We start from the raw sequence: 24873 nt of genomic DNA, 5'->3' as shown, positions 1-24873 counted from the left end.
TTCGAGCCTAAAGGAACGCCCAATGGACCGCCCTCATACCCCTATTCTGGATCAAGTCACCTACCCGTCCGACCTGCGCCGCATGTCCGATGCGGATCTGGCCACCTGTGCGAATGAACTGCGCGCAGAGGTGATTTCCGCGGTCTCCGAGACCGGCGGACATCTGGGGTCGTCCCTGGGTGTGGTGGAGCTTTCCGTTGCGATTCACGCTGTCTTCAACACGCCCTATGACAAGCTTGTCTGGGACGTCGGCCACCAATGCTACCCCCACAAGGTCCTGACCGGGCGGCGTGACCGCATCCGGACTCTGCGCCAGAAAGACGGTCTTTCCGGTTTCACCAAGCGGTCCGAGTCTGAGTATGATCCGTTTGGTGCCGCCCATTCCTCCACCTCTATCTCTGCCGCGCTCGGCTTTGCCGCCGCGCAAGATCTGGGCGAGGCGACGGGCGACGGGATTGCGGTTATCGGCGATGGCTCGATCAGCGCGGGCATGGCCTATGAGGCGCTGAACAACGCGGGCGATCTCGGCTCTCGCCTGTTCGTGATTCTCAACGATAACGAGATGTCCATCGCGCCCCCCGTCGGTGCCATGTCGACCTATCTGTCGAACCTGTCATCGAACTCTCCGCTCGCGACGTTGAAAGAGATTGCCGACGGCGTCGCCTCGCACCTGCCCGAACCGCTCCGCCAAGGGGCCGAGCGCGCGCGGGAGCTTGTGACCGGCCACCAACCCTCTGCCACCCTATTTGAACACCTGGGCTTCACCTACATCGGCCCCATCGATGGCCATGATATGGATGAGCTGCTGACAACCCTCCGCGCCGCCAAGGCCCGCGCGACCGGGCCGGTTCTGATCCATGCCGTCACGGTCAAGGGCAAGGGCTACAGCCCCGCTGAGTTATCGGATGATTGCTATCACGGCGTCGCCAAGTTCGACGTCGCCACCGGCCAGCAGAAGAAGTCTGCCCCCAATGCGCCAAGCTATACGAGTGTCTTTGGAAAGACCCTGCTCAGCATGGCAGAGACGGATAACCGTATCGTCGGCGTCACCGCCGCTATGCCCGGCGGCACTGGAATTTCGACCCTACAAAAGGCCATGCCGAAGCGTGTCTTCGACGTCGGCATCGCGGAACAGCACGCTGTCACCTTCAGCGCCGGGATGGCGGCAGGCGGGCTGAAACCCTTCTGCGCGATTTATTCTAGCTTCCTTCAACGGGGCTATGATCAGATCGTCCACGACGTCGCCCTGCAAAACCTGCCCGTCCGCTTCATGATTGACCGCGCGGGCCTTGTCGGCGCCGATGGCCCGACCCACGCCGGCGCGTTTGATATCGGCTACCTCGCCGCGCTGCCCAACATGACCGTCATGGCCTGCGCCGATGAGGCGGAGCTGGTGCATATGATGGCCACCGCCGCCGCCCACGACAGCGGCCCCATCGCCCTGCGCTATCCGCGTGGGGAGGGGACGGGGGTTGAACTGCCCGAAACTGGCGAACCCCTCGAAATCGGCAAAGGTCGCGTCCTTCAACAGGGCCAAGACGTCGCCCTTCTGTCGTTTGGCGCGCATCTGGAAGAGGCCAAGGACGCCGCCAAAGCGCTGGAGGCCCGGGGCCTTACCGTCACCATTGCGGACGCCCGCTTTGCCAAACCGCTGGACACCGCCCTGGTTGATCAACTCATGGCCGATCACTCGGCGCTGATCACGGTTGAACAAGGCTCAATGCTTGGTTTCGGCGGCATCGTACTGCACCACCTCGCCGCCACGGGGCAACTCGATGGCCGGTGCACCCTGCGCACCCTGCATCTTCCCGACCGCTTCATTGACCAGGCAAGCCCCGCCGACATGTATGCCGACGCTGGCCTGACAGCCGAGGATATCGCCCGGGAGGCATTGGAGGCGCTCGGCGCCACCGTTGGTCAGTTTGAGGAAAAGTCCCGCGCCTGAGGTCCGGCGCGGCGCTTAGTCGAAGATGATGTGTGAGTACTTCTCAAGGTAGATCTGCAGCCAGGGCGTGAACCGCTCGGGCGCTGCGTTCACTTCGTCCGCGAGGCTCGCCAGAGGTCGCCAGGCGACCTCCATCACTTCCTCGGGGTTTAGGACCGGCTCAACCCCAGCGGGCATTTCACCCACAAAGATATCCACAACCTCATGCTCAACCAGCCCATCGCCCACATCGGCGCGATATTCGACGGTGTCTCGGTAGGTCAAAGGCACGCCTTTGATCCCCACCTCCTCATCGAGCCGGCGGACCGCGCAATCCATACCTGCCTCATCCCACTGGGGGTGCGTGCAACAGGTATTCGCCCATAATCCGGGGGTGTGATACTTGCACAGGGCCCTGCGCTGCAGCAGCACATCGCCCCCCCGCAGAATGAACACAGAGATCGCCTTATGGCGAAGCCCGCGCTGGTGCGCTTCAAGCTTCTCCACAGGTTGCAGGGTCCCGTCGACCCAAGTGGGAATGTGAATGGTCATGGGCTTCTATACGCGCGTCGGCTGCACGAGGCCAAGCAGGTGAGAGACATTCTTGATGCCAATCTTGATGTGCGCCATCGGACGCGCCTTGACCAGGGATTTGTTCATATAGGCCTCGAACGTCAGCTTCTGGACGTCGATATCGTGGCAGAGGCTCACGAACCGCTCGCGCCGCTCATCGCTGCGGTAATAGGCGTTCTGCATCGCGCCGAGGACCTTGAAGACGCTCTTGTGCTCGCGCATGAACAGTTTGCGGGCCAGTTGCAGATCCTTGATCATGCCGGATTGAAGCTTCGCCGCCGCCGCCGTGGCGGCCACGCGGCCCCCGACCATCGCGTAGTAAATCCCTTCACCGGACGACGGCGCGACAACGCCTGCCGCATCACCGGCCAGAACCACGTCGCGCCCGTTGTCCCACTCATCCAGAGGTTTCAGCGGAATCGGCGCGCCCTCCTTGCGGATCGTCTTGCAGTCCGTCAGGCCCGAGGCCGCGCGCAGCGCCGCCGTGGCTTCCTTCAGGTCCACGTCCTTGATCATGGAGCCCATGCCGACGCTGGCGGATTTGCCGTGGGGGAAGACCCAGCCATAGAAATCCGGGCTGATCCTGCCATCATAGATCACGTCGCAGCGCATCGGGTCATAGGCCTCGGTCGCGTCCGGGCTTTCGATAATCTCGTGGTACGCGATCACATAGGGCACCTTATCGCCGTTCTTGATCTCTTGCTTGGCGACGTTGGACCGCGCGCCGTCGGCACCGATGACCATCTTCGTGTCCAGCACGACCTCTTCCCCGCTGGCCTTGTCGCGGTAGTGGACATGGGTCCCGTCGCTGTCGCGGGTGATTTTGGTGTAGGTGCCGGTATGCCGCTCCGCCCCGGCCCCTTGGGCACGCACGCGAAGGAACTCATCGAAATGCTCTCGGTCGACCATGCCGACGAAGCCGTTCTCGATCGGGATGTCGACCTTGCGCTGGGTGGGGGAGATCATCCGCGCCGTGGTGATCTTGGCGACGATCTGACTGTCCGGAATGTTGAAATCCGCGATCAGGCGCGGGGGGATGGCACCGCCACAGGGCTTGATCCGGCCCGCGCGGTCAATCAGCGCGACCGTATGGCCAGAGCGGGCGAGATCTTCCGCAGCGGTCGCGCCCGAGGGGCCACCACCCACAACAACAACATCGTATTTCATGGTCATTCTCCCGGTTGCAGTGTGGGTTGATAAGCCCGCGTGTGTAGAAGCCGCCCGGCCACGAGGGCAGCGGCGAGGAAAAGAATAGCCTCGATCCCGAAGACGGTGCCGTAAGCGGCCTCCATCGGCAGGGCGAGGCGCGCGATGTCGAGGATGCCGGTCGCGGCAAGACCCGCGAGGCCAGCGGCAATGGCTTGCGATGCGCCGAAGACACCCATGCGGGTGCCGGCAGCGCCCCGCTCGGCGGCGGCAAGGCGCATCATCGATCCGATGGCACCGATGACGAAGAGGCCATTACCGACGCCCAGGACGACGGTGAAGGGGATCAGCGCCAGTCCCATGCCAAGGCCGATGAGGCCCGCGGCAGAGATGACGCAGCCGATCACGGCCCAAGTGCGCAGGCTGCCAATGCGCAGGGTGGACAGGGCACCTGCGGCGAGCATCCCCAGCAGGGACGCGCCGTCTTTGGCGCCGGAAAGCTTGGTGGAGTCACCGGGCTCCAGCCCGTGGATGTGGCCTGCGAAAGGCTCCAGAACCAGCTCGGACAGGTAGAAGGCGAAGATCGACAGGAAGACAAACCCGGTGAAAGCGCGGGCCGACGGGTCTGCCCAAGTGGCGCGCAGGGCGGGAAGAAGCGCGGGCTGGGACGGGGCAGGGACCGCGCCCAAACGCGCCTCAATCCCCCAGGTGCTGAGGGTTGCCAGCGCCAGCGTGCCGAGGGCGACGATGCCGACAACGGGCAGCAGGCGTCTGGCAACATAGGGATCAAGGGTGATGCCGTCGCGGACTGCGGCGTCGGGATTATCAAGCGCGATGCCTGCGCCAATAGACACCACGATGGCGCCGATGATCAGGCCAAGCCACGCGATGGTGGCGGCAGCACCCTTGTGTTCGTCCTTCACGGTGGTCGCCAGAAGCGCCAGGAAAGAGGTGCCAGCGGCGCCGATCCCAAGGCCAATGGCGGCGTATGAGGCGATCCAAAGGGTCAGCGCGGTGGCGGAATTTTCAACGAAAGCAATGCCATAGGCGACGCCGATCAGGCCCGCGCCGGTCATGGCCACGCCGCCCAGGATGAACGGGGTGCGCCCGCCTTTGGCATCGGAGCGGTGGCCCCAATAGGGCCGCGTCATCTGCACGCCGTAGTGCAGGGCGACCAAAAGGCCGGGTAGGATCGCGGGCCAATGCAGGTCCACGGTCATCAGGCGGTTGAAGAGGTTCACGGGCAGGGCGGCGAGGCCGCCGATGGCCATGTTCGTCAGGCAAAGCCGGATGATGCCGCCCCAGCCCAACGTCATGCCAGCCCCCGGATCGCGACGGCGGTGACCATCATACCAAGCACGTAAAGCATTACGCCGGTGCCGTTGTACCAAGGCGCTTTCGCTTTTGGATCCTTCAGCATCACGCCCATGGCGTAGAGCTGCAGGATCACGCTGATGATGATCGCCAGCGCGTACCATTGCACGCCCCAGTTGATGAGCAGGCCGATGACAATCAGTTGCGGGACGATCATCACAATGCAGGCCACTTTCGCGGCCAGTTCCGGGCCAAGCGTCACGGGAAGGGAGTTCACACCCATCTGGCGGTCGCCTTCCAGTGCCTTGAAATCATTGAGGGTCATGATCCCGTGTGCGCCGATGCCATAGAGAAGCGCCACGATGATCACGGGCCAGGACGGCGCGCCCATGGAAAGGACAGCGGCGCCGGTGAACCAGGGCAGGCTTTCATAGGACAGCCCCACCAGGCCCGGCCCCCACCAGCCCGAGCGCTTCATGCGTATGGGCTCCACTGAATACGCCCAGGCCGCCGCGATGGCGACCAATGTGGCGCCAAAGCCCCAGGGACCAAGCGCCAGGCCCACCAATGCCGCGAAGACGGACATGCCAAGCGCGATCCAAAGGCCCCAACGGCCCGGGATGCGGCCCGAGGGGATCGGGCGATCCGGCTCGTTGATCGCGTCCACGTGGCGGTCGCACCAATCGTTGGCCGCCTGGCTCATGCCGCAGACGATGGGGCCTGCAAGGATGACGCCCAAGACCAACAGAAACCAGTTGCCAGACAGCGGCACGCCCGCCGACACGACGCCGCAGGCATAGGCCCACATCGGCGGAAACCATGTGATCGGTTTCAGCAGGGTCAGGACGGCACGCGGCTCTGGCATCCGGCGCAGGGCGTTGGCCCGAGAGTCCGTCTCAGAATGTGTGAGGTCGGTCGTTACACTCATAGTGTCAGCTTAAGCTGACACCCTGCGAGTCGGCAAGTGTAAACTCAGGTTGACGCTCTAGGACGATCCGTTGGTATCGTTCTTCGCCAGCAGCCCATACTTGCGCAACTTCACGTAAAGCGATTGGCGCGAAAGCCCCAACATCTCGGCGGCGGCGACGCGGTTGTTGTCGGTCAATTCCACCGCGGTTTCGATGCACATCTTCTCCACCACGTCCGTGGTTGCCGCGACGATATCCTTCAACGGGGCAGAGCCCACAAGATCCATCACATTGCGCATCGCGTCGTCGGACATGGCCGAGGGCGGGGCGCTTGGCGGTTCCCGCACAACCTCGATCCGGCTGGTGTCGCGCACGATGAAGGCAAACCCCGACGTGCCGCCACTGCTGAGGTGCGTCGCAGACATCTCGACCGAGAGTTGCGAGCCGAACGCCCCTTCCAGCCGGGTGGAATAGAGGCGCATCTTCTTGTTGCGTGTTGCGCTATCGATCAGGACCTTCAGATCAACCGAACCGCGCGACAAGAAGTCGCCTAGGGACTTGCCCCGGATATCGGCCAATTGGCCGGCGTCACAAAGGCTCAGGAACGCTTCATTGGCCGAACGGATGGTGCCCGCCGTGTCCGTGAACACGATGGCATCGGCCCCTTCGCGATAAAGCGCGGCCAAAACCTGCGTCAGCTCGGCCGCGACCGTTTCGGCCGTCCCCGCCGCCTCGATCCGGCACAGCAAGGTGCGATCTCCGGCGGCGCGGAACACCACCGGGTGCAGCGCGACCTCCGACTGGGTGCGGCGCGCCGTGACCGTCATGATCTTAGAGGCCTCATCGGCCGCTGCCGCCACCAGCCCTTCAATGAACTCGCCCCGACGGCGGCCATCGAATTCCTGCGTGAAGGCCGCACCGGTCAGCGTGTCGGCCTCTGCGCCCAGGATCTGTGCGCCAAGCCCGTTGATGTCCACGATCCGGCCCGAGGCGACGTCCACCAACACCAGTGCATCGCGCGCGGCCTCCATAATCACCCGGTAGCGCGTCTCGTAATCACGGTGGGATTCGTAGTCTTTCTCCAGCGCCAGTTGCGCTTTCACCAGGCGGTGCTGCAACTCGGCAATCGGGCGCAGATCGCGGCCCAACATCAGGATGATGTCGTCGCGGCCCGTCTTGTGCAGGGTGTAGCGAATGGGGAATTCCCAATTCGCATTGTCCGAGTGGTTGACCTCGATCGCGTCGACCTTGACCTTCTGCCCGTCCCGGTAGGCCGTCAGCTGGGCCTCGATCTTCGGCTTGCTCTCCACCGTCAGGAATTCGCGGATGTCGCGGTCCTTCCAATGGTCAAGCTGCCCCAAAGTGGGGTTAAGCGGGTTGGTTACCACCGAATGCACCTTGCCACCCGTATCCAGCACAATCGCCAGATCCGCGGCAGTGGTCACAATCTCGTTAAACTGCTCGGGCCCAATGGGGGACGCCGAGGGTTTATCCCAAAAATCTGTTCCGCGCGTGTTCATAAGAACATGGCCTCCGTCACAGATCGTTCAAAAGTTCTTAGAAGTGGTCTGCCATCAACTTGCGAGGAGGGTCTAACTCCACAATGTTCAAACCACATATTTCCAACGCATCCCGTACAGTTCTTGCCACGTGATCAACGCCAGTCGCCATCTTCAGGTCTTGGTCTGTCTCCAACAAGGAACCGCCAAGAACGATCGGCGTGACGCGGGTCACGGTGGAACGAATTATGTCCACCAATTCTCTTGATGATGCAAGCGTTCTGCGGCCCGCAATCGTTATTCCAATCATGCAATAGCGCCGTTCCCGTAAAGTTACGGCGATTTGTTTGGGGTGTTGATCGACCGCGATATCAACGGCATAGCCGTATCGGCGGAACTGATCTGCGGCCACGAACGCACCCAACGTATGGTGTTCGGGCCGCGGGATCACAAGCAACACCCGTGGCGTGTGGACCCGACCTGGATCCGCAGAGTTCTTATGGTGACGTAGGTCCGTTGCCGTCGAAGACAATTCATGTGCGATCAGGGCGCGCACGGCCTCCTGCAACCGGGCCGAGCCAATGGTGACCTCGACAAAGCTTAACGTGTCATCGATCCAGCGCTGCCCTAACACGGCGGCGACGGCGGGAATGACGTGATCGATGATCTCGATCGTGGTGATCCCGTCCACGCGCATCTGGTGGATCGCCTGATGACGCTCTTCATTCTGGTCGGACAGAAACGCATCGCAAAGGTCATCCAGGCGCTCGGCCAGCCCCCGCGACCGGGTCGGACCGGCCCCTTGCGGGCGCGCCAACCGTTGCAGCGCCAGCTTGGCAAGCTCGCTCACGTCATGGTCGGCCAGAACGGCCCGCCCGCGTGCGAATGATCTGCTGTCGTCGGCCATCGTGTTGCCAATACCTTTGCTTACGACGCACGGGGTCCATGCCATGAAAGCTGCGATGTATTCTGCCGTATACCCCATAGTTCGCTGAGTCGTGCGGTAAATGTCAAAGGAATTAGACACTTTACGCGATTTCAACTCTAGGTAGTGGTATCTGCATAGCACCAGATGCAGAAAAACCCAAGGAAACAAAGCAAAAAGTGACGCTTTCGTGTTTTGGGTGCGCGAAGTCGACATCCGCGGGCAAGTGTAAGTTTAGATTGACACTCCAGTCCAACCAGACCTAATTTCGGTGTAGGGCCTGGAGGAATCGAAAACCCATGACGACCGATACCATGACCGGGCTGCCCCACGCGCAGCTCTATACGCCTGAAGAACGCGCCCGGCGTGATGCGACTGTCTGGACGTTGGTGCAGGGCATTCTGGCGCCGGTTCAGTTCCTGGTATTTCTGGTCTCTCTCGCGCTGGTCATTCGCTACCTTGTGGCGGGCACCGGATATGACGCGGCGACCGCCTCGATCATCCTCAAGACGGCGATCTTGCTGACCATCATGGTGACCGGGGCGATTTGGGAAAAAGTCGTTTTCGGTCAATGGCTTTTCGCCCCAGCCTTCTTTTGGGAAGACGTCGTTTCCTTCCTCGTGATCGCCCTGCATCTGACCTACGTCTGGGCGTTGCTCAGCGGCTGGCCGACGACGACACAAATGTGGATCGCGTTGGCCGCCTATGCCGCCTATGTCATCAACGCCGCCCAGTTCCTGTGGAAGCTGCGCCAAGCCCGTCTTGGAGCCGCCCCATGAACACGCCCGCCAACATCCCCTCCGGTACCTGCCGTGACACCCCCGTCCTCAAAGAGCGTGGCCAGCGAGAGGTTTTCTGCGGCCTCACCGGCATCATCTGGCTGCATCGCAAGATGCAGGACGCGTTCTTTCTGGTGATCGGCTCCCGCACCTGCGCCCACCTGCTGCAAAGCGCCGCTGGCGTGATGATTTTCGCCGAGCCCCGCTTTGGCACCGCCATCCTGGAAGAAACCGACCTCGCCGGCATGGCCGACGCCCACGAGGAGCTAGACCGCGAAGTCGCCCGCCTCCTCTCCCGCCGCCCCGATATCAAACAGCTGTTCCTCGTCGGCTCCTGCCCGTCCGAGGTGATCAAGCTCGACCTCGCCCGCGCCGCCGAACGCCTGACCGTCGAACATGCCCCCCACGTCCGCGTCCTCAACTACCCCGGCTCCGGCATCGAGACGACGTTCACCCAGGGCGAAGACGCCTGCCTCGCCTCCATGGTCCCCGTTCTGCCCTCCACCGACCAACGCGAACTCCTCCTCGTGGGCGCCCTGCCCGACGTCGTCGAAGACCAAGCCGTGTCGCTCCTAACCCAAATGGGCATCGGCCCCATCCGCGTCCTCCCCGCCCCTCGCACATCCGAGGCTCCTGGCGTCGGCCCCAACACCCTCTTCGCCTGCTTCCAGCCCTTCCTGGGCGACACCGCCGCCGCCCTGACCCGCCGCGGCGCGCACCACATCCAGGCCCCGTTCCCCTTCGGCGAAGAAGGCACAACCCTCTGGCTCCGCGCCATCGCCGATGAATTCGGCGTCGACGATGAGACCTTCGACCGCGTCACCGCCGCCCCCCGCGCCCGCGCCCGCAAGGCCATCGCCAACGCGTCCGAGCATCTCCACGGCAAGACCATCTTCTTCATGCCCGACAGCCAGCTTGAGATCCCCCTGGCCCGTTTCCTCACCCGCGAATGCGGCATGGAGGCGATCGAGATCGGCCAGCCCTTCATCCACAAAGGCCTCGTTGGCCCCGACCTCGACCTCATGCCCGCCGGCCCCACAATCTCGGAAGGCCAGGACGTCGACAAACAGCTCGACCGCGTCCGCGCCGCGCAGCCAGACCTCACCGTCTGCGGCCTCGGCCTCGCCAACCCCCTGGAAGCCGAGGGCCTCACCACCAAATGGGCCATCGAACTCGTCTTTACTCCGGTTCACTTCTACGAACAGGCAGGCGACCTCGCAGGCCTCTTCTCCCGCCCCGTCCGCCGCCGCGCCCTCCTGAAACTGGAGGCCGCCGAATGACCCGCGCGTCCCTCCTTCCCTGTTCCAAAAATATCCCGGGGGGTTTGGGGGGCTGGCCCCCCAATGCACGCCAGTTGCCACCGAGTGCGAACGCGCGTTTCTGTGAAACACGCTACCTCGCACCGCTCACCTCGCAAAGCGAGGTGACGTCATGAAATTAACTGTGTGGACATACGAGGGCCCGCCCCACGTCGGCGCGATGCGCGTCGCGACCGCCATGAAAGGCCTGCACTACGTCCTGCACGCCCCCCAGGGCGACACCTACGCGGATCTACTCTTCACCATGATTGAGCGCCGCGATCATCGCCCGCCGGTCAGCTACACCACCTTCGAAGGCCGCGATCTTGGCGAAGACACCGCTGGCATTTTCAAGACCGCCTGCCAGGACGCCTACGACCGGTTCCAGCCCCAGGCCCTCATCGTCGGCGCCTCCTGCACGGCTGAGCTGATCCAGGACGACCCCGGTGGCCTGGCCGAGACCATGGACATCCCCGTCCCCGTCATCCCGCTGGAACTTCCCTCCTACCAGCGCAAGGAGAACTTTGGCTCGGACGAGACCTTCTACCAGATCGTCAAGACCCTCGCCCGCCCCGTAGAGCGCACGCCGGAAGTGACCGTGAACCTCCTCGGCCCCCTCGCCCTCGGCTTCCGCCACCGCGACGACATTGAGGAAATCAAGGGCCTGCTGTTCGAGATGGGCATCGGCGTCAACGTCGTGGCGCCTTTTGATGCCACGCCCGAGGATATCACCCGCATGGGCGCCGCCCACGCCAACATCCTGATGTACCCCGAGCACGCGGAAACCGCCGCCCGCCACCTGGAACGCACCTGCGGTCAGCCCTACACCAAGACCGTCCCCATCGGCGTCGCCGCGACCCATGAGTTCGTCGCGGAAGTGGCCCAACTCTGCGGCGTCGAGCCGCGCAAAGACCTCTCCCGCCTGCGCCAGCCCTGGTGGTCCAAATCCGTCGACAGCACCTACCTCACCTGCAAGCGCGTGTTCCTCTTCGGCGACGCGACCCATGTCAAAGCCGCCGCCCGCATCGCCCGCGATGAAATGGGATTCGAGGTCGTGGGCCTCGGCTGCTACAACCGCGAATTCGCCCGCTCCATCCGGGAACTCGCCAAAGACTTCGGCGTTCCCGCGCTCATCACCGACGACTACTTGGAAGTCGAAAAGGCCATCGAAGATGCGTCGCCCGAGATGATCCTGGGCACCCAGATGGAGCGTCACATCGGCAAGCGCCTCGGCATCCCCTGCGCCGTGATCTCCGCTCCTGTGCACGTCCAAGACTTCCCCGCACGCTACTCGCCGCAAATGGGTTGGGAAGGCGCGAATGTCATTTTTGATACCTGGATCCACCCGCTCGTCATGGGCCTCGAAGAACACCTCCTCGCGATGTTCCGCGAAGACTTCGAATTCCATGATGAGGCCGGGCCAAGCCACCACGGCGGCCATAGCCCCAAACCCCAGACAGCTGCGAGGACCGTTCGCCCCGATGGGGGCGATAGGGAGGAGGGGCTGTCGCTGCAAACCGATGCGTCAGCTCCGCGGACTAGCGTCGCACCTGGGGGGCCAGCCCCCCAGACCCCCCGGGATATTTCCGGAACGGGGAATGAGGGAGCGGCGTCCCAGGCTCAGGCGGAGGCTCAGCCCTCAGGCTCCGATGTCATGGTGTGGCTGGCAGATGCTGAGCGCGAGTTGAAGAAGATCCCCTTCTTCGTGCGTGGCAAGGCACGGCGGAATACCGAGAAGTTTGCGTCCGAGCAGGGGCTTCAGGAGATTTCCCTCGATACGCTTTATGAGGCGAAGGCCCATTATGCGCGGTGATGGCGATCATATCCCGGGTTACCGGTTCGTAATCATCACGATGGACAGCCATGTGGCGGGTCCCGCTGCCCGTGTGTCTGAACGTCTGGCCTACGAGTTTCCCGGCCTCAACGTCTCGATCCATGCCGCCGCCGAATGGGGCGAGAACCCCGCTGCGTTGGAAGAGGCGAAGCTTGCCGTGAAGCATGGCGATATCATCGTCTCCAACCTTCTGTTCATCGACGAGCATATCACCGCGATCCGCCCCGCGCTGGAGGCCCGTCGCGACGCCTGCGATGCGATGATCAACATCATCTCGGCCAAGGAAGTCGTGCAGCTGACGCGCATGGGCGAGTTGGACATGATGAAGCCCGCGTCGGGCGCGATGAAACTGATGAAGAAGCTGCGCGGCTCCAAGGAGCCGTCGGTGGACTCGGGCGAGAAGCAGATGAAGATGCTGCGCCGCTTGCCCAAGATCTTGAAGTTCATCCCCGGCAAGGCCCAGGACCTGCGCGCCTGGTTCCTGACCATGCAATATTGGCTGGGCGGCTCTGATGACAATGTCGAGCAGATGATTCGCTTCCTCATCGGCACCTACGCCCATGATGCCGCGTTCAAGGGTGCGAAAGCCGCTGCGCCCATCGATTATCCTGAGGTCGGCCTGTATCACCCCGACCTGCCCGGCCACCACATCACCACCGAGGTCGCGGACCTTCCGAACCCGGAAAATCCGGTCGCTACCGTCGGCCTTCTGATGATGCGCTCTTATGTGCTCGCCTCCGATGCGGCGCATTACGACGGTGTCATCCGCGCCATGCAGGCCAAGGGTATTGCGGTGATCCCTGCCTTCGCCGGCGGCCTCGATGGCCGCCCTGCGATCAGCGCCTATTTCACCGATGACCGCGTTGATGCGCTGGTCTCGCTGACGGGCTTCAGTCTTGTTGGCGGCCCCGCCTACAACGACAGCGATGCGGCGGTTGAGACCCTCAAAGAGCTCGACGTCCCCTACATCGCTGCCCATCCCATCGAGTTCCAGACGCTTGGCCAATGGGCGGAAAGCGCGGGCGGCCTGGGCCCGGTGGAGACCACCATCCTTGTAGCTCTGCCCGAGATCGACGGCGCCACCAACCCGACCGTTTTCGGTGGGCGTCACGGCCCTGACGGCTGCCACGGCTGTTCCCTGAACTGCCCGCGCTCGTCTGATACCAAGGCCATGGCCCCCTGTCTGGAGCGGATCGAAAGCCTTTGCGAAAAGACCCTTCGCATGGCGACCCTGCGCCGCAAGGCCAATGCCGACAAGAAGGTTTCCGTGGTTCTCTTCGGCTTCCCGCCCAACGCGGGCGCTATCGGCACGGCGGCTTACCTCAGCGTGTTTGAAAGCCTCCACAACACGCTGCACAAGATGAAGGACGACGGCTACGACATCACGCCGCCCGCCACCGTCGACGACCTGCGCCATGCGATTCTGAACGGCAATGCTAAGCAATACGGCCAGCAGGCCAATGTCGCGGCCCATGTGGATGCCGATACCATCGTGCGCAATACGCCGCCGCTCAAGGCGGTTGAGGCCGTATGGGGCCCCGCGCCCGGCAAGGTGCAATCCGACGGCAACGGCGTCTTCATCCTCGGCGCTCAGTTCGGCAAGGTCTTCGTCGGCGTCCAGCCCACCTTCGGGTATGAGGGCGACCCGATGCGCCTGTTGTTTGAGCATGGCTTCGCCCCCACCCACGCCTTCGTGCAGTTCTACATGTGGCTGCGCAACACGTTCCAATCCGACGTGATCCTGCATTTCGGCATGCATGGCGCGCTGGAATTCATGCCGGGCAAGCAATCCGGCATGGGGGCGCGCGACTGGCCTGATCGTCTGATTGGCGAGGTGCCGAACGTCTACCTCTATGCCTCCAACAACCCGTCCGAGGCGACGCTGGCCAAGCGCCGTTCCGGCGCTGTGACGATCACCCACCTGACCCCGCCGCTGGCGGCGTCCGGCCTCTACAAGGGCCTTTCGGACCTCAAGGATTCCCTCACCCGGTGGCGCGCCATGGCCCCCGATGCCCATGAACGCGTCGAAATGGCCGAGCTGATCCGCACCCAGGCCGAGGCCGTTGACCTCACTGATACGGACCCAGACAAACTCTGGCTCACCCTGCTGGAAACCGAGGACGCGCTGATCCCCGATGGCCTCCACGTCGTCGGTCGCGGCATGTCGGAAGCGGAACTGCAGGAACACATGCGCGTCATTGACGTCACCGATACCGAGAAGCGCGCCGAGATTGAATACCTCCTGCGCCAGCAGACCGAACTCACCGGCCTGATGCGCGCCCTCTCCGCTCATTACATCGAACCGGTGCCCGGCGGTGACCTGATCCGCTCGCCCGAGGTTCTGCCCACGGGCCGCAACATCCACGCCTTCGATCCCTACCGCATGCCCACCGCCTTTGCGCTTCGCGATGGCGCCAAGCAGGCCGACAAGCTGATCGAGGCCGCTGATACCTTCCCCCACTCCGTCGCCCTCGTGCTTTGGGGCTCGGACAATATCAAATCCGATGGCGGCCCGATCTCTCAGGCCCTCGCGCTGATGGGTGCCACGCCCCGCTTCGACAGCTACGGCCGCCTCTGTGGCGCGGACCTGATCTCGCTGGAAGATCTCGGACGCCCCCGGGTGGACGTGGTCATGACCCTCTCCGGCATCTTCCGTGATCTTCTGCCCCTGCAAACCCGCATGTTGGCCGAGGCCGCCTACAAGGCCGCCACTGCGGATGAGCCTCTGGAACAAAACTTCGTCCGCGCCCATGCGCTGGACTACGCCACCAAGATGGGCGTGCCGATGGAAGAAGCCGCCCTGCGCGTGTTCTCCAACGCGGAAGGCGCCTACGGCTCCAACGTGAACCAACTGATCGATAGCGGTGCCTGGGATCAGGAAGAGGAACTGGCCGACGCCTATGAGGCCCGCAAAAGCTTTGCCTACGGCGTCGACGGCAAGGCCCACAAGAATGCGGGCATGTTGCAAAGCGCGCTCAAGGACGTGGATCTGGCGTATCAGAACCTCGAAAGCGTCGAGCTGGGCGTTACCACGGTCGATCACTACTTCGACACACTCGGCGGCATCTCCCGCGCCGTCAAACGCGCCAAGGGCGGGCAGGAGACGCCCGTGTTCATCGGCGACCAGACGCGCGGCGATGGCAAGGTCCGCACCCTGCAGGACCAGGTCGCGCTGGAAACACGCTCCCGCTCCCTCAACCCCAAGTGGTTCGAAGGCCTGCTCAAGCACGGCCACGAAGGCGTCCGCCAGATCGAAGCCCAAGTCACCAACACGCTCGGTTGGTCCGCCACTACCGGCCAGGTCGACCCCTGGGTCTACCAGCGTCTGTCCGAGACCTTTGTGCTCGACGAGGCCATGCGCCGCCGGTTGGCGGACCTGAACCCCCAAGCCTCCGCCCGCATGGCCAACCGCCTGCTGGAGGCCCACGAACGCAATTACTGGCAACCCGACGACGCCACGCTCGCCGCCCTTCAGGCCGGTGCGGATGAACTTGAGGACACCCTAGAGGGCCTCAACGTGGCGGCGGAATAGGAGAGAGAGATCATGCTGGACGACAAGAACCCCCCCGCCGCCCGGGCCGCCATGCGCGAAGCCGCAGGGCTGGAGGCGCGCGGCATCAAGTCCCCGCCGATCCTCAAAGGTCAGGATGGCGAAGGCTCGTTGCAGGTGCACCAGGACGCTTCGATGAAGATTGAAGGTGCGAAGGTTTTCGCCGTCTACGGCAAAGGCGGGATCGGCAAATCGACGACCTCGTCGAACCTCTCTGCCGCCTTCTCCAAGCTGGGCAAGAAGGTCCTGCAAATCGGCTGTGATCCCAAGCACGACAGCACCTTCACGCTGACGGGGATGCTTCAGCCCACGGTCATCGACATCCTCAAATCCGTCGATTTCCATGCCGAGGAGCTGCGGCCAGAGGATTTCGTGACCCAAGGCTACAACGGCGTGCAATGCATCGAGGCTGGCGGCCCCCCCGCAGGCACCGGCTGCGGCGGTTATGTCGTGGGCCAGACGGTGAAACTGCTCAAGCAGCACCACCTGCTGGAAGACACCGATGTTGTCCTCTTCGACGTCCTCGGCGATGTCGTCTGCGGTGGCTTCGCCGCGCCGCTCCAGCACGCCGACCGCGCTCTGATCGTCACCGCCAACGATTTCGACAGCATCTACGCGATGAACCGCATCATCGCCGCCGTCCAGGCCAAGTCCAAGAACTACAACGTCCGCCTCGCGGGCTGCGTCGCCAACCGCTCCAAAGACACGGACGAGGTGGACCGCTACTGCGACGTCGTGGGTTTCAAGCGCATCGGCCACATGCCCGACGTGGACGCCATCCGCCGCTCGCGCCTCAAGAAAAAGACCCTCTTCGAGATGCCCGATGACGAAGACATCGTGCAGTGCCGCGCCGAATACGTGCGACTGGCCGAGGCGCTTTATGCAGGCACCGACCCGCTGGCGCCCGCGCCGCTCGAAGACCGCGATATCTTTGAACTGCTGGGGTTCGACTGAATGGTGGCAACGCCCACATATGACGCCACCCGCGACCGGGTAGAGGCCTATTTCGACCGCACCGCGACAAAAACGTGGGAGCGGTTGACCTCTGACGCGCCCGTCTCCGGCGTGCGGGCCACGGTGCGCGCGGGCCGCGACAAGATGCGCGACGTGATGTTGTCTGCACTTCCCGAAGACCTGAGCGGTCGCCGCGTGCTGGACGCAGGTTGCGGCACCGGTGCGATGAGTGAGATCCTCGCCGCGCGCGGAGCCGAGGTTGTGGCCATCGATATCTCCCCCCAACTCATCGACATCGCGCAGAAGCGCATGCCCGAGGATTTGGCGTCCCGCGTCACGTTCCTGTCGGGCGACATGTTGTCGACGGATCTGGGCACCTTCGACCACGCCATGGCGATGGATTCGATGATCTACTACACCGCGCCCGACCTGGGCCGCGCGCTCGCAGGCCTCTCGCGCCGCTGCCCCCACATCGTCTTCACCGTTGCCCCGAAAACGCCCTTCCTGATGGCGTTCTTCGGCGTCGGAAAACTGTTCCCCCGCAGCGACCGCTCGCCCGTGATGATCCCGCATAGCGAAAAACGTGTTCGGCAAGAATTGTTGAAAAACAATGGGGTTAGCACCCTGCTCAAGCTTGAGCAGGTCAATTCCGGCTTCTACATCTCCTCCTGTATGGAGGTGCGCGCGTGAGTATGCTCAAACGCATATCCATCCGCTATCTGCCCTTCGCAGATGCCGCGTCCGAGGATCTTCCCTTGGGCCAACTGCTGCGTCTGTCGCTGTTCCAGGTCTCTGTCGGGATGGCTGCCGTTTTGCTGCTCGGCACGCTCAACCGCGTGATGATCGTGGAGCTTCGGGTGCCCGCGTTCCTCGTGGCCTGCATGGTCGCGCTGCCGGTCCTGATCGCCCCCTTCCGCGCGCTCCTCGGCTTCAAATCCGACACCTACAAATCCGCCATCGGCTGGAAGCGCATCCCCTATCTCTGGTTCGGCACCCTTTGGCAATTCGGCGGCCTCGCCATCATGCCCGCCTCGCTTCTGGTTCTGGGGGGAGAGGTCACCCAGGTGACCCACGACATTCCCTTCGCCGGTGAAATCCTGGCGGGCCTGGCTTTCGTGATGACCGGCATCGGCATGCACATGACCCAGACGGCGGGCCTCGCCCTTGCCGCCGACCGCGCCACGGATGAGACGCGCCCCCGCGTCGTCGCCCTTCTCTACGTCATGTTCCTCGTCGGTATGGGCGTCAGCGCCGTTGTCATCGGCTGGTTCCTCTACGAGTTCACGCCCCTTGAGCTGATCCAGGTAATCCAGACCTGTGCCGTGCTGACGGTGGTCCTCAACGTCACCGCGCTCTGGAAACAGGAGCGTATCCTGCCGATGTCCAAGGCCGAGCGCGCGGAGGCCTCGCCCACCTTCAAGGAGGCTTGGACCGACTACGCCAGCGGCGGCACCGCCGGGCGGCTTCTGGTTGTCGTCTTTCTCGGCACCATGGCCTTCAACATGCAGGACGTTCTGCTGGAACCCTACGGTGGCGAGATCCTCGGCCTTTCGGTTTCCGCCACCACGCTGCTCACGGCAACTTGGGCCGCTGGCGCGCTGGCGGGCTTTGCCTTGGCGGCCAAATGGCTGGCAGGCGGCATCAACCCTTTCCGCATGGCCGCGCGTGGCATCCTCATCGGCGCGCTCGCCTTCTGTGCGGTGATCTTCTCGAACCCCTGGGGCTCTTCCGAGCTCTTCTTCATCGGCGCCTGCGGCATCGGACTTGGCGGCGGGCTCTTTGCCATCGCCACGCTGACGGCGGCCATGACCATGCCCACCACTCAGAACGCAGGCCGTGGCCTCGCCCTGGGCGCCTGGGGCGCGGCGCAAGCCACGGCTGCGGGCATCTCTATCGCGATCGGCGGCGCTGTCCGCGATGGCGTCAATCATCTCGCCATGTCTGGACAACTTGGCGATGCTTTGGGGAACGCGGCGACGGGATATTCCGTCGTCTACCACCTCGAAATCCTACTGCTCTTCGCGACCCTGGTGGCCCTTGGGCCGCTGGTCAGCACACGTACACGACCGACCACAAACTCGGATGGGGGGGCGAAACTCGGCCTCGCCGACCTCCCTACGTAAAGGACCCTTAAGATGGAAAATGCATTCTTCGGGAATTTCGACCTCGCCAGCCTCTCGATCTGGCTGTTCTGGATCTTCTTCGCGCTGCTGATCTACTACCTGCAGACCGAGAACATGCGCGAAGGCTATCCGCTGGAAAACGACGACGGCACCGCCGCGCCGAACCAGGGCCCGTTTCCGGTGCCCAACCCCAAAACCTTCCTTGTGCCCCATGGCCGCGATGACGTGACCGTCCCCTCGGCCGAGAATGAAGAGGCGCACTATCGCCACGATCTGGACGACGTGATGGAGGCGGGCGCCAAGTCCCACGGCTTCCCTTACGACCCGAAGGGCGACCCGATGCTGGCGGGCATCGGCTCGGGCGCCTGGACCCCGCGCCGGGACGAGCCTGAACTGGACGGCCATGGCCATCCGAAGATCGAGCCGCTGGCCAAGCGCCCTGACATGCACGTGAGCGCCGGTAAGAACCCCATGGGCATGACCGTCGTCGCCGGTGACGGAGAGGAAGTCGGCACGATTTCCGACATGTGGATCGACGTGCCGGAACAGCTGGTCCGCTACCTTGAGATCACGCTTGATGCAGATCACGGCGGTGGCACGCGGCTTGTGCCCATCCACTTCTGTCAGATCTGGCGGCGGGTCACGATCAACGCGATCCACGGCAAGCACTTTGCCGGTGTGCCGACGACCAAGTCGGACGCGCAGATCACCAAGCTAGAGGAAGAGAGGATCTCGGCCTACTACGGTGCCGGTATTCTCTACGCCGACGACAAACGCGCAGACCCGCTGCTGTAAGCCAAGATGCCCGCCCTTAGACCAGGCGGGCAAAGAGACGTGAGAGGAGAAACGACCAATGGCCCATGACCACGACGACTTCCAGACCGAGCCGGTCCGTGGATTGCCCGAAGCGCTGCCGGAGGGGGAAGAAATCCTTTGGCAGGGGCAGCCGAGTTGGTGGGCCCTGGTGCAGGAATCCCTGTCCCTGTGGTGGGTCGTTGGCTACTTCGTCTTCCTCTTCGCCTGGCGCACGGTTGGCGGGGCGGCGACAGAAACATGGGTGGCCTCGGCGACGGCAGCGTCGTTCTTCCTTGTCCTGGGCCTGATCGTTTGCGTCCTGTTGATCCTCGTGTCGTTGGTTCAGGCCAAGGCCACCGTCTACACGATCACCAACAAGCGCGTTGCCATGCGCATTGGCGCCGCGCTGACCATGACGTTGAACCTGCCGTTCAAGCAGGTTCTCAACGCCGATCTGCGCCTGCGCAAATCCGGCCATGGGAGCATCTCGCTAGAGATGAACCCCGAAGGCGGCATGGGCTTCAGCTACGTACTGACATGGCCCCACATCCGGCCCTGGAAGCTGAAGCATCCGCAACCGTCTCTGCGCTGCATCCCCGATGCCCGCGCCGTGGCGGCAATATTGGCAGAGGCGGCCCAGACCGCCGTCTCGGAGCCACAAATCGAAATCACCCGCGTGCCTGAGATGGCCGCTCAACCTGCGGAATAGGGGAGGAGAACGACCAATGACCCAATCCCCCGCAACCGACAGAGCTTACATCCGCACCCCTGCGGAAAAGAAGCTTGTCGTACGAGACAAGGAAATGGTGCCCACCGTTCTGGTGCGCGCCATGTTCATCCTGTGCGTCTGCGTGCTGATCATCGTCAGCTACGCCCGGCTGACGGATCGCCCGCTAAGCGCACAGCCCCCCACCGTCGAGGAAGTGCCGATCATCCATGAGCGCACGGTTCAGATCTATGCCGAGATGAACGGCTCGGCCCGGGTGATGGGCCTCGATGGCACCGTGATCGCGAATTTTGCCCCTGATGAGGGCGGCTTCGTCGCCGGTGTGTACCGTGTGCTGGAACGTGAAAGAGGCGCCGTGGGCGCGATGGCTTCAGACCCCATCCGCGTCGTGCGATTTGCCGATGGCCGCATTGGCCTCCGCGATCCGCTGACGGACTTTAGAGCCGAGCTTGTGGGCTTTGGCGCAGACAATGAAGCGGCGTTCGCGCGCCTGCTGGAGGAATAGACCATGGGACTTTTGACACGCGATTTTGAGATGGCGCCTTGTGAGGTTGAAGTCAGCCACTGCTTTGACAGCCTGCACGCGCACGTGAAGTTTCTGAACGGCGCAACGATCAACCCCGGTGACGAGGTGCAAGTGAAGGGCCCGCCGGTGATGGCGCCTTACGGTGAGGTCGTGCGCGAGGAGCGCATGGCGCGGATCACCCGCGCGTCCAAGCTGGAGCAGTTGTGGACCCGGATGACGGGCGACTTCGAGTTCATGGAACTGTGTGAATTCTCGTTCTCGGACGAGGTGGAAGTTGATGAGCAAACAGCGTTGGGAGCAGTCTAATGAAGGATACAGCACGCACCCACTCCGCCGACGCCGCCACGGTCGAAGAGGCGCTCGCCGCCGATAACCACCAGGGCATCACCGACAGCGAAGGCGCCACTGCGCTCGCGATGCAGAACACCCTGCTGACGCCGCGTTTTTACACCACCGATTTCGATGAGATGGACGCGCTGAATGTCGATTCCGTCCGCGAGGATTGGGACACGCTGATCGCGCAGATGGAATCCGACCCCAACAAGGGCCATTTCAAGAAGAACGAGGACTGGGACCAGATCGACTGGGACGGGATGGAGCCTGCGCTGCGGGCCGAGTTCGTGGATTTCCTTGTGTCGTCGTGCACCGCCGAATTCTCCGGCTGTGTGCTCTACAAAGAGATGAAGCGCCGCGGGAACAACGAAGACATCGTCACGCTGTTCAAGCTGATGGCCCGGGACGAGGCGCGCCATGCGGGGTTCATCAACGACGCGCTGCGCGAGGCGGGGATCTCTGTGAACCTCGGGTTCCTGACCCAGAAGAAGAAGTACACCTACTTCCGCCCGAAGTTCATCTACTACGCGACGTACCTGAGTGAGAAGATCGGCTACGCCCGCTACATCACCATCTTCCGCCATCTTGAGGCGAACCCCGAGTACCGTTTCCACCCGATTTTCAAGTGGTTCCGGGAGTGGTGCAATGATGAGTTCTCCCACGGGGAAGCCTTCGCGTTGATCATGAAGAGTGACCCGAAGCTGACCGAGACCTGGGCCAACAAGATGTGGATCAAGTTCTTCCAGACGGCGGTCTATTCGACCATGTACGTCCGTGATCACCAGCGTCCCGTGTTCCACGCGGCCTTGGGAGTGGACCCCGATTGGTACGCGCATGAGGTCTTCACCAAGACCTCGGCCATCACGCGGCAGATCTTCCCGCTGCACCCGGATATCGATCATCCGCGTTGGCAGAAGGGTCTGGAAGCAATGCAGCGCGCCAATGTGGATGTGGCCGACGCCAAGGCGAACGGCAAATTCTTCAAGCGGATCACCGCAAGCGTGCGGGCGGCGGCGGCTTTCGTGAACCTGTTCACGATCCCGGCCATCAAGAATGAGGCCCCGGCCTCTGTCCGGATGGAGCCTGCCTACTGATGCTCAGCTCTCCCTGGATCGCGGCCCTTGTGGCCCTGTTCGTCTGGTGGTTCTCCACCGGGGCGATCCTGTTTGCTGTGCGCCGTGCCGACCACGGCGGGCCCCACGCGCGCCTTTGGGCCTGCCTGATGACCCTGCCGTTCCTTGTCCTGGGGGCGGCGGGCTTCATCGATACGCTTGGAAATACGACCATAGCCGGTGTCTACGTGGCGTTCCTTGCCGCGCTGGCCCTTTGGGGCTGGATCGAGCTGACGTTCCTGACCGGCACGATCACGGGCCCCATCACCTCTCAGTCCGTGCCCAACGTGTCGGAGGGGGAGCGTTTCATCCGCGCTTGGGGCACCGTTGCCTACCACGAAATGCTTCTGGCCGCCGTCATGCTCGCCATGATCGTCTTGTCTTGGGGCGCCGACAATCAGTTCGGCATGTGGACCTTCGCGGTGCTCTTCACCGCGCGGATCAGCGCCAAGCTGAACCTCTATCTGGGTGTGCGAAAGGTGAATGTCGAATTCATCCCCGAACCCCTGAGCCATCTTCCCAGCCACTTCCGCACCGCGCGGATGAACTGGCTGTTCCCGATATCGATCACCGGTCTGTCCTTCGCCTCTGCCTGCTGGCTAGAGCGTTTGTGGACCGCCGATACCACCGCCGACGCCGTCGGTTTCGCCCTGTTGAGCGCCCTCACAGCGCTCGCCCTACTGGAGCACTGGTTCATGGTGCTCCCCCTACCTGACGAGAAACTATGGCGTTGGATGCTGCCCGCGCGGCGCCAGCCTGCCCAAGCGACAAGACTAAGCGAGGAAGTCCAATGAATTTCGATCAACTGTTCCAAACCCAGCTTGATGCCTTGAAAGAAGAAGGCAACTACCGTGTTTTTGCCGAGTTGGAGCGTTCGTGCGGCGAATTTCCCCGTGTGAAGAACCACAATGAAGGCAGCCCGGACGAGGTGACAGTTTGGTGTTCCAACGACTACCTCGGCATGGGCAACAACCCCACGGTGATGAAGGCGATGATGGACACCGTCGCCTCTTGCGGGACCGGGGCAGGCGGGACGCGCAACATCTCGGGCAACGCGCATCATCACAAGCTGTTGGAGGCCGAACTCGCTGACCTTCACGGCAAGGAAGCGGCGTTGTTGTTCACCTCGGGCTACGTGTCGAACTGGGCGTCTTTGTCGACCTTGGGCTCTCGTCTGCCCAATGCGGTGATCCTGTCCGACAGCCTCAACCACGCCTCCATGATCGAAGGCATCCGCCACGCCAAATGTGCCAAGTTGATCTGGAAGCACAACAACCCGGAAGACCTGGATCGCAAGCTGTCCACTTTGCCCGCCAACGCGACACCCATCGTGGCGTTCGAGTCCGTCTATTCCATGGACGGTGACATCGCGCCTATCGCCGAAATTCTTGATGTTTGCGAGAAACACGGCGCCATGAGCTACATTGATGAGGTCCACGCTGTTGGCATGTACGGCCCGCGCGGTGGCGGTGTGGCCGAGCGCGACGGGCTGATGGACCGCATCACGCTGATCGAGGGCACGTTGGGCAAGGCCTATGGCTGTGTCGGCGGCTACATCACCGGATCCCACGCGCTGATCGATTTCATCCGCTCTTTCGCGTCCGGCTTCATCTTCACCACGGCTTTGCCGCCCGCCGTGGCTGCGGCTGCGACGGCCTCGGTCAAGCACCTGAAGGAATCGCAGTGGGAACGCGCGCAGCAAAAACGCCAGGTCGCCCGCCTGCGTGCCCGTCTGGATGCGGAGGGGATCCCGCATGAACACAACCCCTCCCACATCATCCCGGTGATGGTGAAGGACCCGGTGAAGTGCAAAATGCTGTCCGATATCCTGATGGACCAATTCGGCATCTATGTGCAGCCGATCAACTACCCCACCGTGCCCAAAGGGACCGAGCGTCTGCGCTTTACGCCAGGTCCGCTGCATAGCGATGAGGATATCGAATACCTCGTCATGGCGTTGAAAACCCTCTGGAAGCAGTGCGCCATTGCGCATGCTGTTGCCTAAGCGTCGAATAAGTCACAAAAAGGTGTGGACGAACCTGTCGAAAGATTAGGTATACTGACGTGAGCACTTTTTAAGGGAGACTACCCATGCAGCGACTAACTGTTCTCGCCACGGCGGCAACACTCCTTGCGACTCCGGTCGTGGCCGACGGCCACATCACAGGCGATGCAGAGGCCGGCGAACGCGCGTTCCGCCAGTGCATCTCTTGCCACGTGGTTGTGGACGCCGAGGGCGAAACCCTTGCCGGGCGCAACGCGCGCACCGGCCCGAACCTTTGGGGCATCGACGGCCGCACCATCGGCTCGATCGAGGATTTCCGGTATTCCCCCGGTCTGACGGCGCTGATGGAAGCTGAAATGGTCTGGGACGAGGCGTCTTTCGTGGCCTACGTCCAGGATCCGACCGGCTGGATTCGCGAAGCGGCATCCGACGACAGCCTGCGCGGCGCGATGAGCTTCCGCGTGCGGTCCGAAGAAGACGCGCTGAACCTCTACGCCTACATCGCTGGCCTGGGTGGCCCCGACGCAGAGTAATCTGCGCTTTCGACG

General features: G+C 63.0%; 22 protein-coding genes. 16 read left to right on the top strand and 6 right to left on the bottom strand.

What is annotated here, in order from left to right:
* Positions 1–22: 22 nt before the first annotated feature.
* A complete protein-coding gene (gene dxs, locus AC6I9R_RS00845) occupies positions 23–1945 on the top strand; it encodes a 1-deoxy-D-xylulose-5-phosphate synthase (protein WP_461426999.1) in 1923 nt (640 codons plus the stop codon).
* Positions 1946–1960: 15 nt separating this feature from the next.
* Here the strand turns inward: dxs and idi are convergent, their stop codons facing one another.
* From idi to AC6I9R_RS00815, 6 genes are all read right to left on the bottom strand, one after another.
* On the bottom strand, positions 1961–2476 hold the full coding sequence (gene idi / locus AC6I9R_RS00840; RefSeq protein WP_461427000.1) for an isopentenyl-diphosphate Delta-isomerase: 516 nt from the start codon (positions 2474–2476) through the stop codon (positions 1961–1963).
* Between the two features lie 6 nt (positions 2477–2482).
* Entirely contained in the window at positions 2483–3664 is a 1182-nt protein-coding gene (locus tag AC6I9R_RS00835) for a geranylgeranyl diphosphate reductase (protein WP_461427001.1), read from the bottom strand.
* A gap of 2 nt (positions 3665–3666) precedes the next feature.
* The gene (locus AC6I9R_RS00830; protein ID WP_461427002.1) at positions 3667–4959 is read right to left on the bottom strand and encodes a BCD family MFS transporter; all 1293 of its coding nucleotides are present in this window, start codon (positions 4957–4959) and stop codon (positions 3667–3669) included.
* Positions 4956–5885: a chlorophyll synthase ChlG gene (gene chlG / locus AC6I9R_RS00825; RefSeq protein ID WP_461427003.1), complete on the bottom strand. Its 930-nt coding sequence runs from the start codon at positions 5883–5885 to the stop codon at positions 4956–4958. Before chlG ends, AC6I9R_RS00830 begins: the two co-directional genes overlap by 4 nt.
* A gap of 57 nt (positions 5886–5942) precedes the next feature.
* Positions 5943–7310, bottom strand: coding sequence for a transcriptional regulator PpsR (gene ppsR / locus AC6I9R_RS00820; RefSeq protein WP_497863050.1), 1368 nt, complete (start codon positions 7308–7310; stop codon positions 5943–5945).
* Between the two features lie 112 nt (positions 7311–7422).
* Positions 7423–8505: a cobalamin B12-binding domain-containing protein gene (locus AC6I9R_RS00815; RefSeq protein ID WP_461427005.1), complete on the bottom strand. Its 1083-nt coding sequence runs from the start codon at positions 8503–8505 to the stop codon at positions 7423–7425.
* Between the two features lie 83 nt (positions 8506–8588).
* On the opposite strand from AC6I9R_RS00815, the gene bchF reads away from it, so the two are divergent.
* The 15 genes from bchF to AC6I9R_RS00740 all read left to right on the top strand — a co-directional run bounded on the left by bchF (position 8589) and on the right by AC6I9R_RS00740 (position 24858).
* Positions 8589–9068 (top strand): 2-vinyl bacteriochlorophyllide hydratase, encoded by a 480-nt coding sequence (bchF, locus tag AC6I9R_RS00810; RefSeq protein WP_461427006.1) that lies wholly within the window; start codon positions 8589–8591, stop codon positions 9066–9068.
* Complete coding sequence (locus tag AC6I9R_RS00805) at positions 9065–10348, top strand: ferredoxin:protochlorophyllide reductase (ATP-dependent) subunit N (RefSeq protein WP_461427007.1); 1284 nt, start codon at positions 9065–9067, stop codon at positions 10346–10348. The genes bchF and AC6I9R_RS00805 overlap by 4 nt, the downstream gene beginning before the upstream one ends.
* A gap of 151 nt (positions 10349–10499) precedes the next feature.
* Complete coding sequence (bchB, locus tag AC6I9R_RS00800) at positions 10500–12179, top strand: ferredoxin:protochlorophyllide reductase (ATP-dependent) subunit B (protein ID WP_461427008.1); 1680 nt, start codon at positions 10500–10502, stop codon at positions 12177–12179.
* Positions 12169–15732, top strand: a complete 3564-nt coding sequence (locus AC6I9R_RS00795) for a magnesium chelatase subunit H (protein ID WP_461427009.1) — start codon at positions 12169–12171, stop codon at positions 15730–15732. Before bchB ends, AC6I9R_RS00795 begins: the two co-directional genes overlap by 11 nt.
* A gap of 51 nt (positions 15733–15783) precedes the next feature.
* Entirely contained in the window at positions 15784–16704 is a 921-nt protein-coding gene (gene bchL / locus AC6I9R_RS00790) for a ferredoxin:protochlorophyllide reductase (ATP-dependent) iron-sulfur ATP-binding protein (RefSeq protein WP_461427079.1), read from the top strand.
* Complete coding sequence (bchM, locus tag AC6I9R_RS00785) at positions 16705–17394, top strand: magnesium protoporphyrin IX methyltransferase (RefSeq protein WP_461427010.1); 690 nt, start codon at positions 16705–16707, stop codon at positions 17392–17394.
* A 2-nt stretch (positions 17395–17396) separates the two neighbouring features.
* The gene (locus AC6I9R_RS00780) at positions 17397–18827 is read left to right on the top strand and encodes an MFS transporter (RefSeq protein ID WP_461427080.1); all 1431 of its coding nucleotides are present in this window, start codon (positions 17397–17399) and stop codon (positions 18825–18827) included.
* Between the two features lie 12 nt (positions 18828–18839).
* Positions 18840–19622, top strand: coding sequence for a photosynthetic reaction center subunit H (gene puhA, locus AC6I9R_RS00775; RefSeq protein ID WP_461427011.1), 783 nt, complete (start codon positions 18840–18842; stop codon positions 19620–19622).
* Between the two features lie 58 nt (positions 19623–19680).
* Positions 19681–20331 (top strand): photosynthetic complex putative assembly protein PuhB, encoded by a 651-nt coding sequence (gene puhB / locus AC6I9R_RS00770; RefSeq protein WP_461427012.1) that lies wholly within the window; start codon positions 19681–19683, stop codon positions 20329–20331.
* Positions 20332–20347: 16 nt separating this feature from the next.
* On the top strand, positions 20348–20854 hold the full coding sequence (gene puhC / locus AC6I9R_RS00765; protein ID WP_461427013.1) for a photosynthetic complex assembly protein PuhC: 507 nt from the start codon (positions 20348–20350) through the stop codon (positions 20852–20854).
* 3 nt (positions 20855–20857) lie between these two features.
* On the top strand, positions 20858–21181 hold the full coding sequence (locus AC6I9R_RS00760) for an O2-dependent cyclase accessory protein (RefSeq protein ID WP_461427014.1): 324 nt from the start codon (positions 20858–20860) through the stop codon (positions 21179–21181).
* On the top strand, positions 21181–22302 hold the full coding sequence (acsF, locus tag AC6I9R_RS00755; protein ID WP_461427015.1) for a magnesium-protoporphyrin IX monomethyl ester (oxidative) cyclase: 1122 nt from the start codon (positions 21181–21183) through the stop codon (positions 22300–22302). The genes AC6I9R_RS00760 and acsF overlap by 1 nt, the downstream gene beginning before the upstream one ends.
* Positions 22302–23114 carry a putative photosynthetic complex assembly protein PuhE gene (gene puhE, locus AC6I9R_RS00750; protein WP_461427016.1) on the top strand — a complete coding sequence of 271 codons (813 nt, stop codon included), beginning with the start codon at positions 22302–22304 and terminating at the stop codon, positions 23112–23114. The genes acsF and puhE overlap by 1 nt, the downstream gene beginning before the upstream one ends.
* Positions 23111–24325 (top strand): 5-aminolevulinate synthase, encoded by a 1215-nt coding sequence (hemA, locus tag AC6I9R_RS00745; RefSeq protein WP_461427017.1) that lies wholly within the window; start codon positions 23111–23113, stop codon positions 24323–24325. Before puhE ends, hemA begins: the two co-directional genes overlap by 4 nt.
* A gap of 86 nt (positions 24326–24411) precedes the next feature.
* On the top strand, positions 24412–24858 hold the full coding sequence (locus tag AC6I9R_RS00740) for a c-type cytochrome (RefSeq protein ID WP_461427018.1): 447 nt from the start codon (positions 24412–24414) through the stop codon (positions 24856–24858).
* Positions 24859–24873: the final 15 nt, after the last annotated feature.

It is taken from the genome of Gymnodinialimonas sp., assembly GCF_059726805.1.
The sequence above is the reverse complement of the archived record's forward strand: the minus strand, read 5'-3'. Positions and strand labels throughout refer to the sequence as shown.

Coding starts and splice junctions, on each gene's coding strand:
- AC6I9R_RS00780 (WP_461427080.1), top strand. CDS start 17,397: ATGCTCAAACGCATATCCATCCGCTATCTGCCCTTCGCAGATGCCGCG.
- puhB (WP_461427012.1), top strand. CDS start 19,681: ATGGCCCATGACCACGACGACTTCCAGACCGAGCCGGTCCGTGGATTG.
- AC6I9R_RS00830 (WP_461427002.1), bottom strand. CDS start 4,959: ATGACGTTGGGCTGGGGCGGCATCATCCGGCTTTGCCTGACGAACATG.
- hemA (WP_461427017.1), top strand. CDS start 23,111: ATGAATTTCGATCAACTGTTCCAAACCCAGCTTGATGCCTTGAAAGAA.
- AC6I9R_RS00835 (WP_461427001.1), bottom strand. CDS start 3,664: ATGAAATACGATGTTGTTGTTGTGGGTGGTGGCCCCTCGGGCGCGACC.
- idi (WP_461427000.1), bottom strand. CDS start 2,476: ATGACCATTCACATTCCCACTTGGGTCGACGGGACCCTGCAACCTGTG.
- AC6I9R_RS00805 (WP_461427007.1), top strand. CDS start 9,065: ATGAACACGCCCGCCAACATCCCCTCCGGTACCTGCCGTGACACCCCC.
- AC6I9R_RS00760 (WP_461427014.1), top strand. CDS start 20,858: ATGGGACTTTTGACACGCGATTTTGAGATGGCGCCTTGTGAGGTTGAA.
- bchB (WP_461427008.1), top strand. CDS start 10,500: ATGAAATTAACTGTGTGGACATACGAGGGCCCGCCCCACGTCGGCGCG.
- dxs (WP_461426999.1), top strand. CDS start 23: ATGGACCGCCCTCATACCCCTATTCTGGATCAAGTCACCTACCCGTCC.
- chlG (WP_461427003.1), bottom strand. CDS start 5,885: ATGAGTGTAACGACCGACCTCACACATTCTGAGACGGACTCTCGGGCC.
- bchL (WP_461427079.1), top strand. CDS start 15,784: ATGCGCGAAGCCGCAGGGCTGGAGGCGCGCGGCATCAAGTCCCCGCCG.
- AC6I9R_RS00795 (WP_461427009.1), top strand. CDS start 12,169: ATGCGCGGTGATGGCGATCATATCCCGGGTTACCGGTTCGTAATCATC.
- puhC (WP_461427013.1), top strand. CDS start 20,348: ATGACCCAATCCCCCGCAACCGACAGAGCTTACATCCGCACCCCTGCG.
- AC6I9R_RS00815 (WP_461427005.1), bottom strand. CDS start 8,505: ATGTCGACTTCGCGCACCCAAAACACGAAAGCGTCACTTTTTGCTTTG.
- puhE (WP_461427016.1), top strand. CDS start 22,302: ATGCTCAGCTCTCCCTGGATCGCGGCCCTTGTGGCCCTGTTCGTCTGG.
- bchM (WP_461427010.1), top strand. CDS start 16,705: ATGGTGGCAACGCCCACATATGACGCCACCCGCGACCGGGTAGAGGCC.
- acsF (WP_461427015.1), top strand. CDS start 21,181: ATGAAGGATACAGCACGCACCCACTCCGCCGACGCCGCCACGGTCGAA.
- puhA (WP_461427011.1), top strand. CDS start 18,840: ATGGAAAATGCATTCTTCGGGAATTTCGACCTCGCCAGCCTCTCGATC.
- bchF (WP_461427006.1), top strand. CDS start 8,589: ATGACGACCGATACCATGACCGGGCTGCCCCACGCGCAGCTCTATACG.
- AC6I9R_RS00740 (WP_461427018.1), top strand. CDS start 24,412: ATGCAGCGACTAACTGTTCTCGCCACGGCGGCAACACTCCTTGCGACT.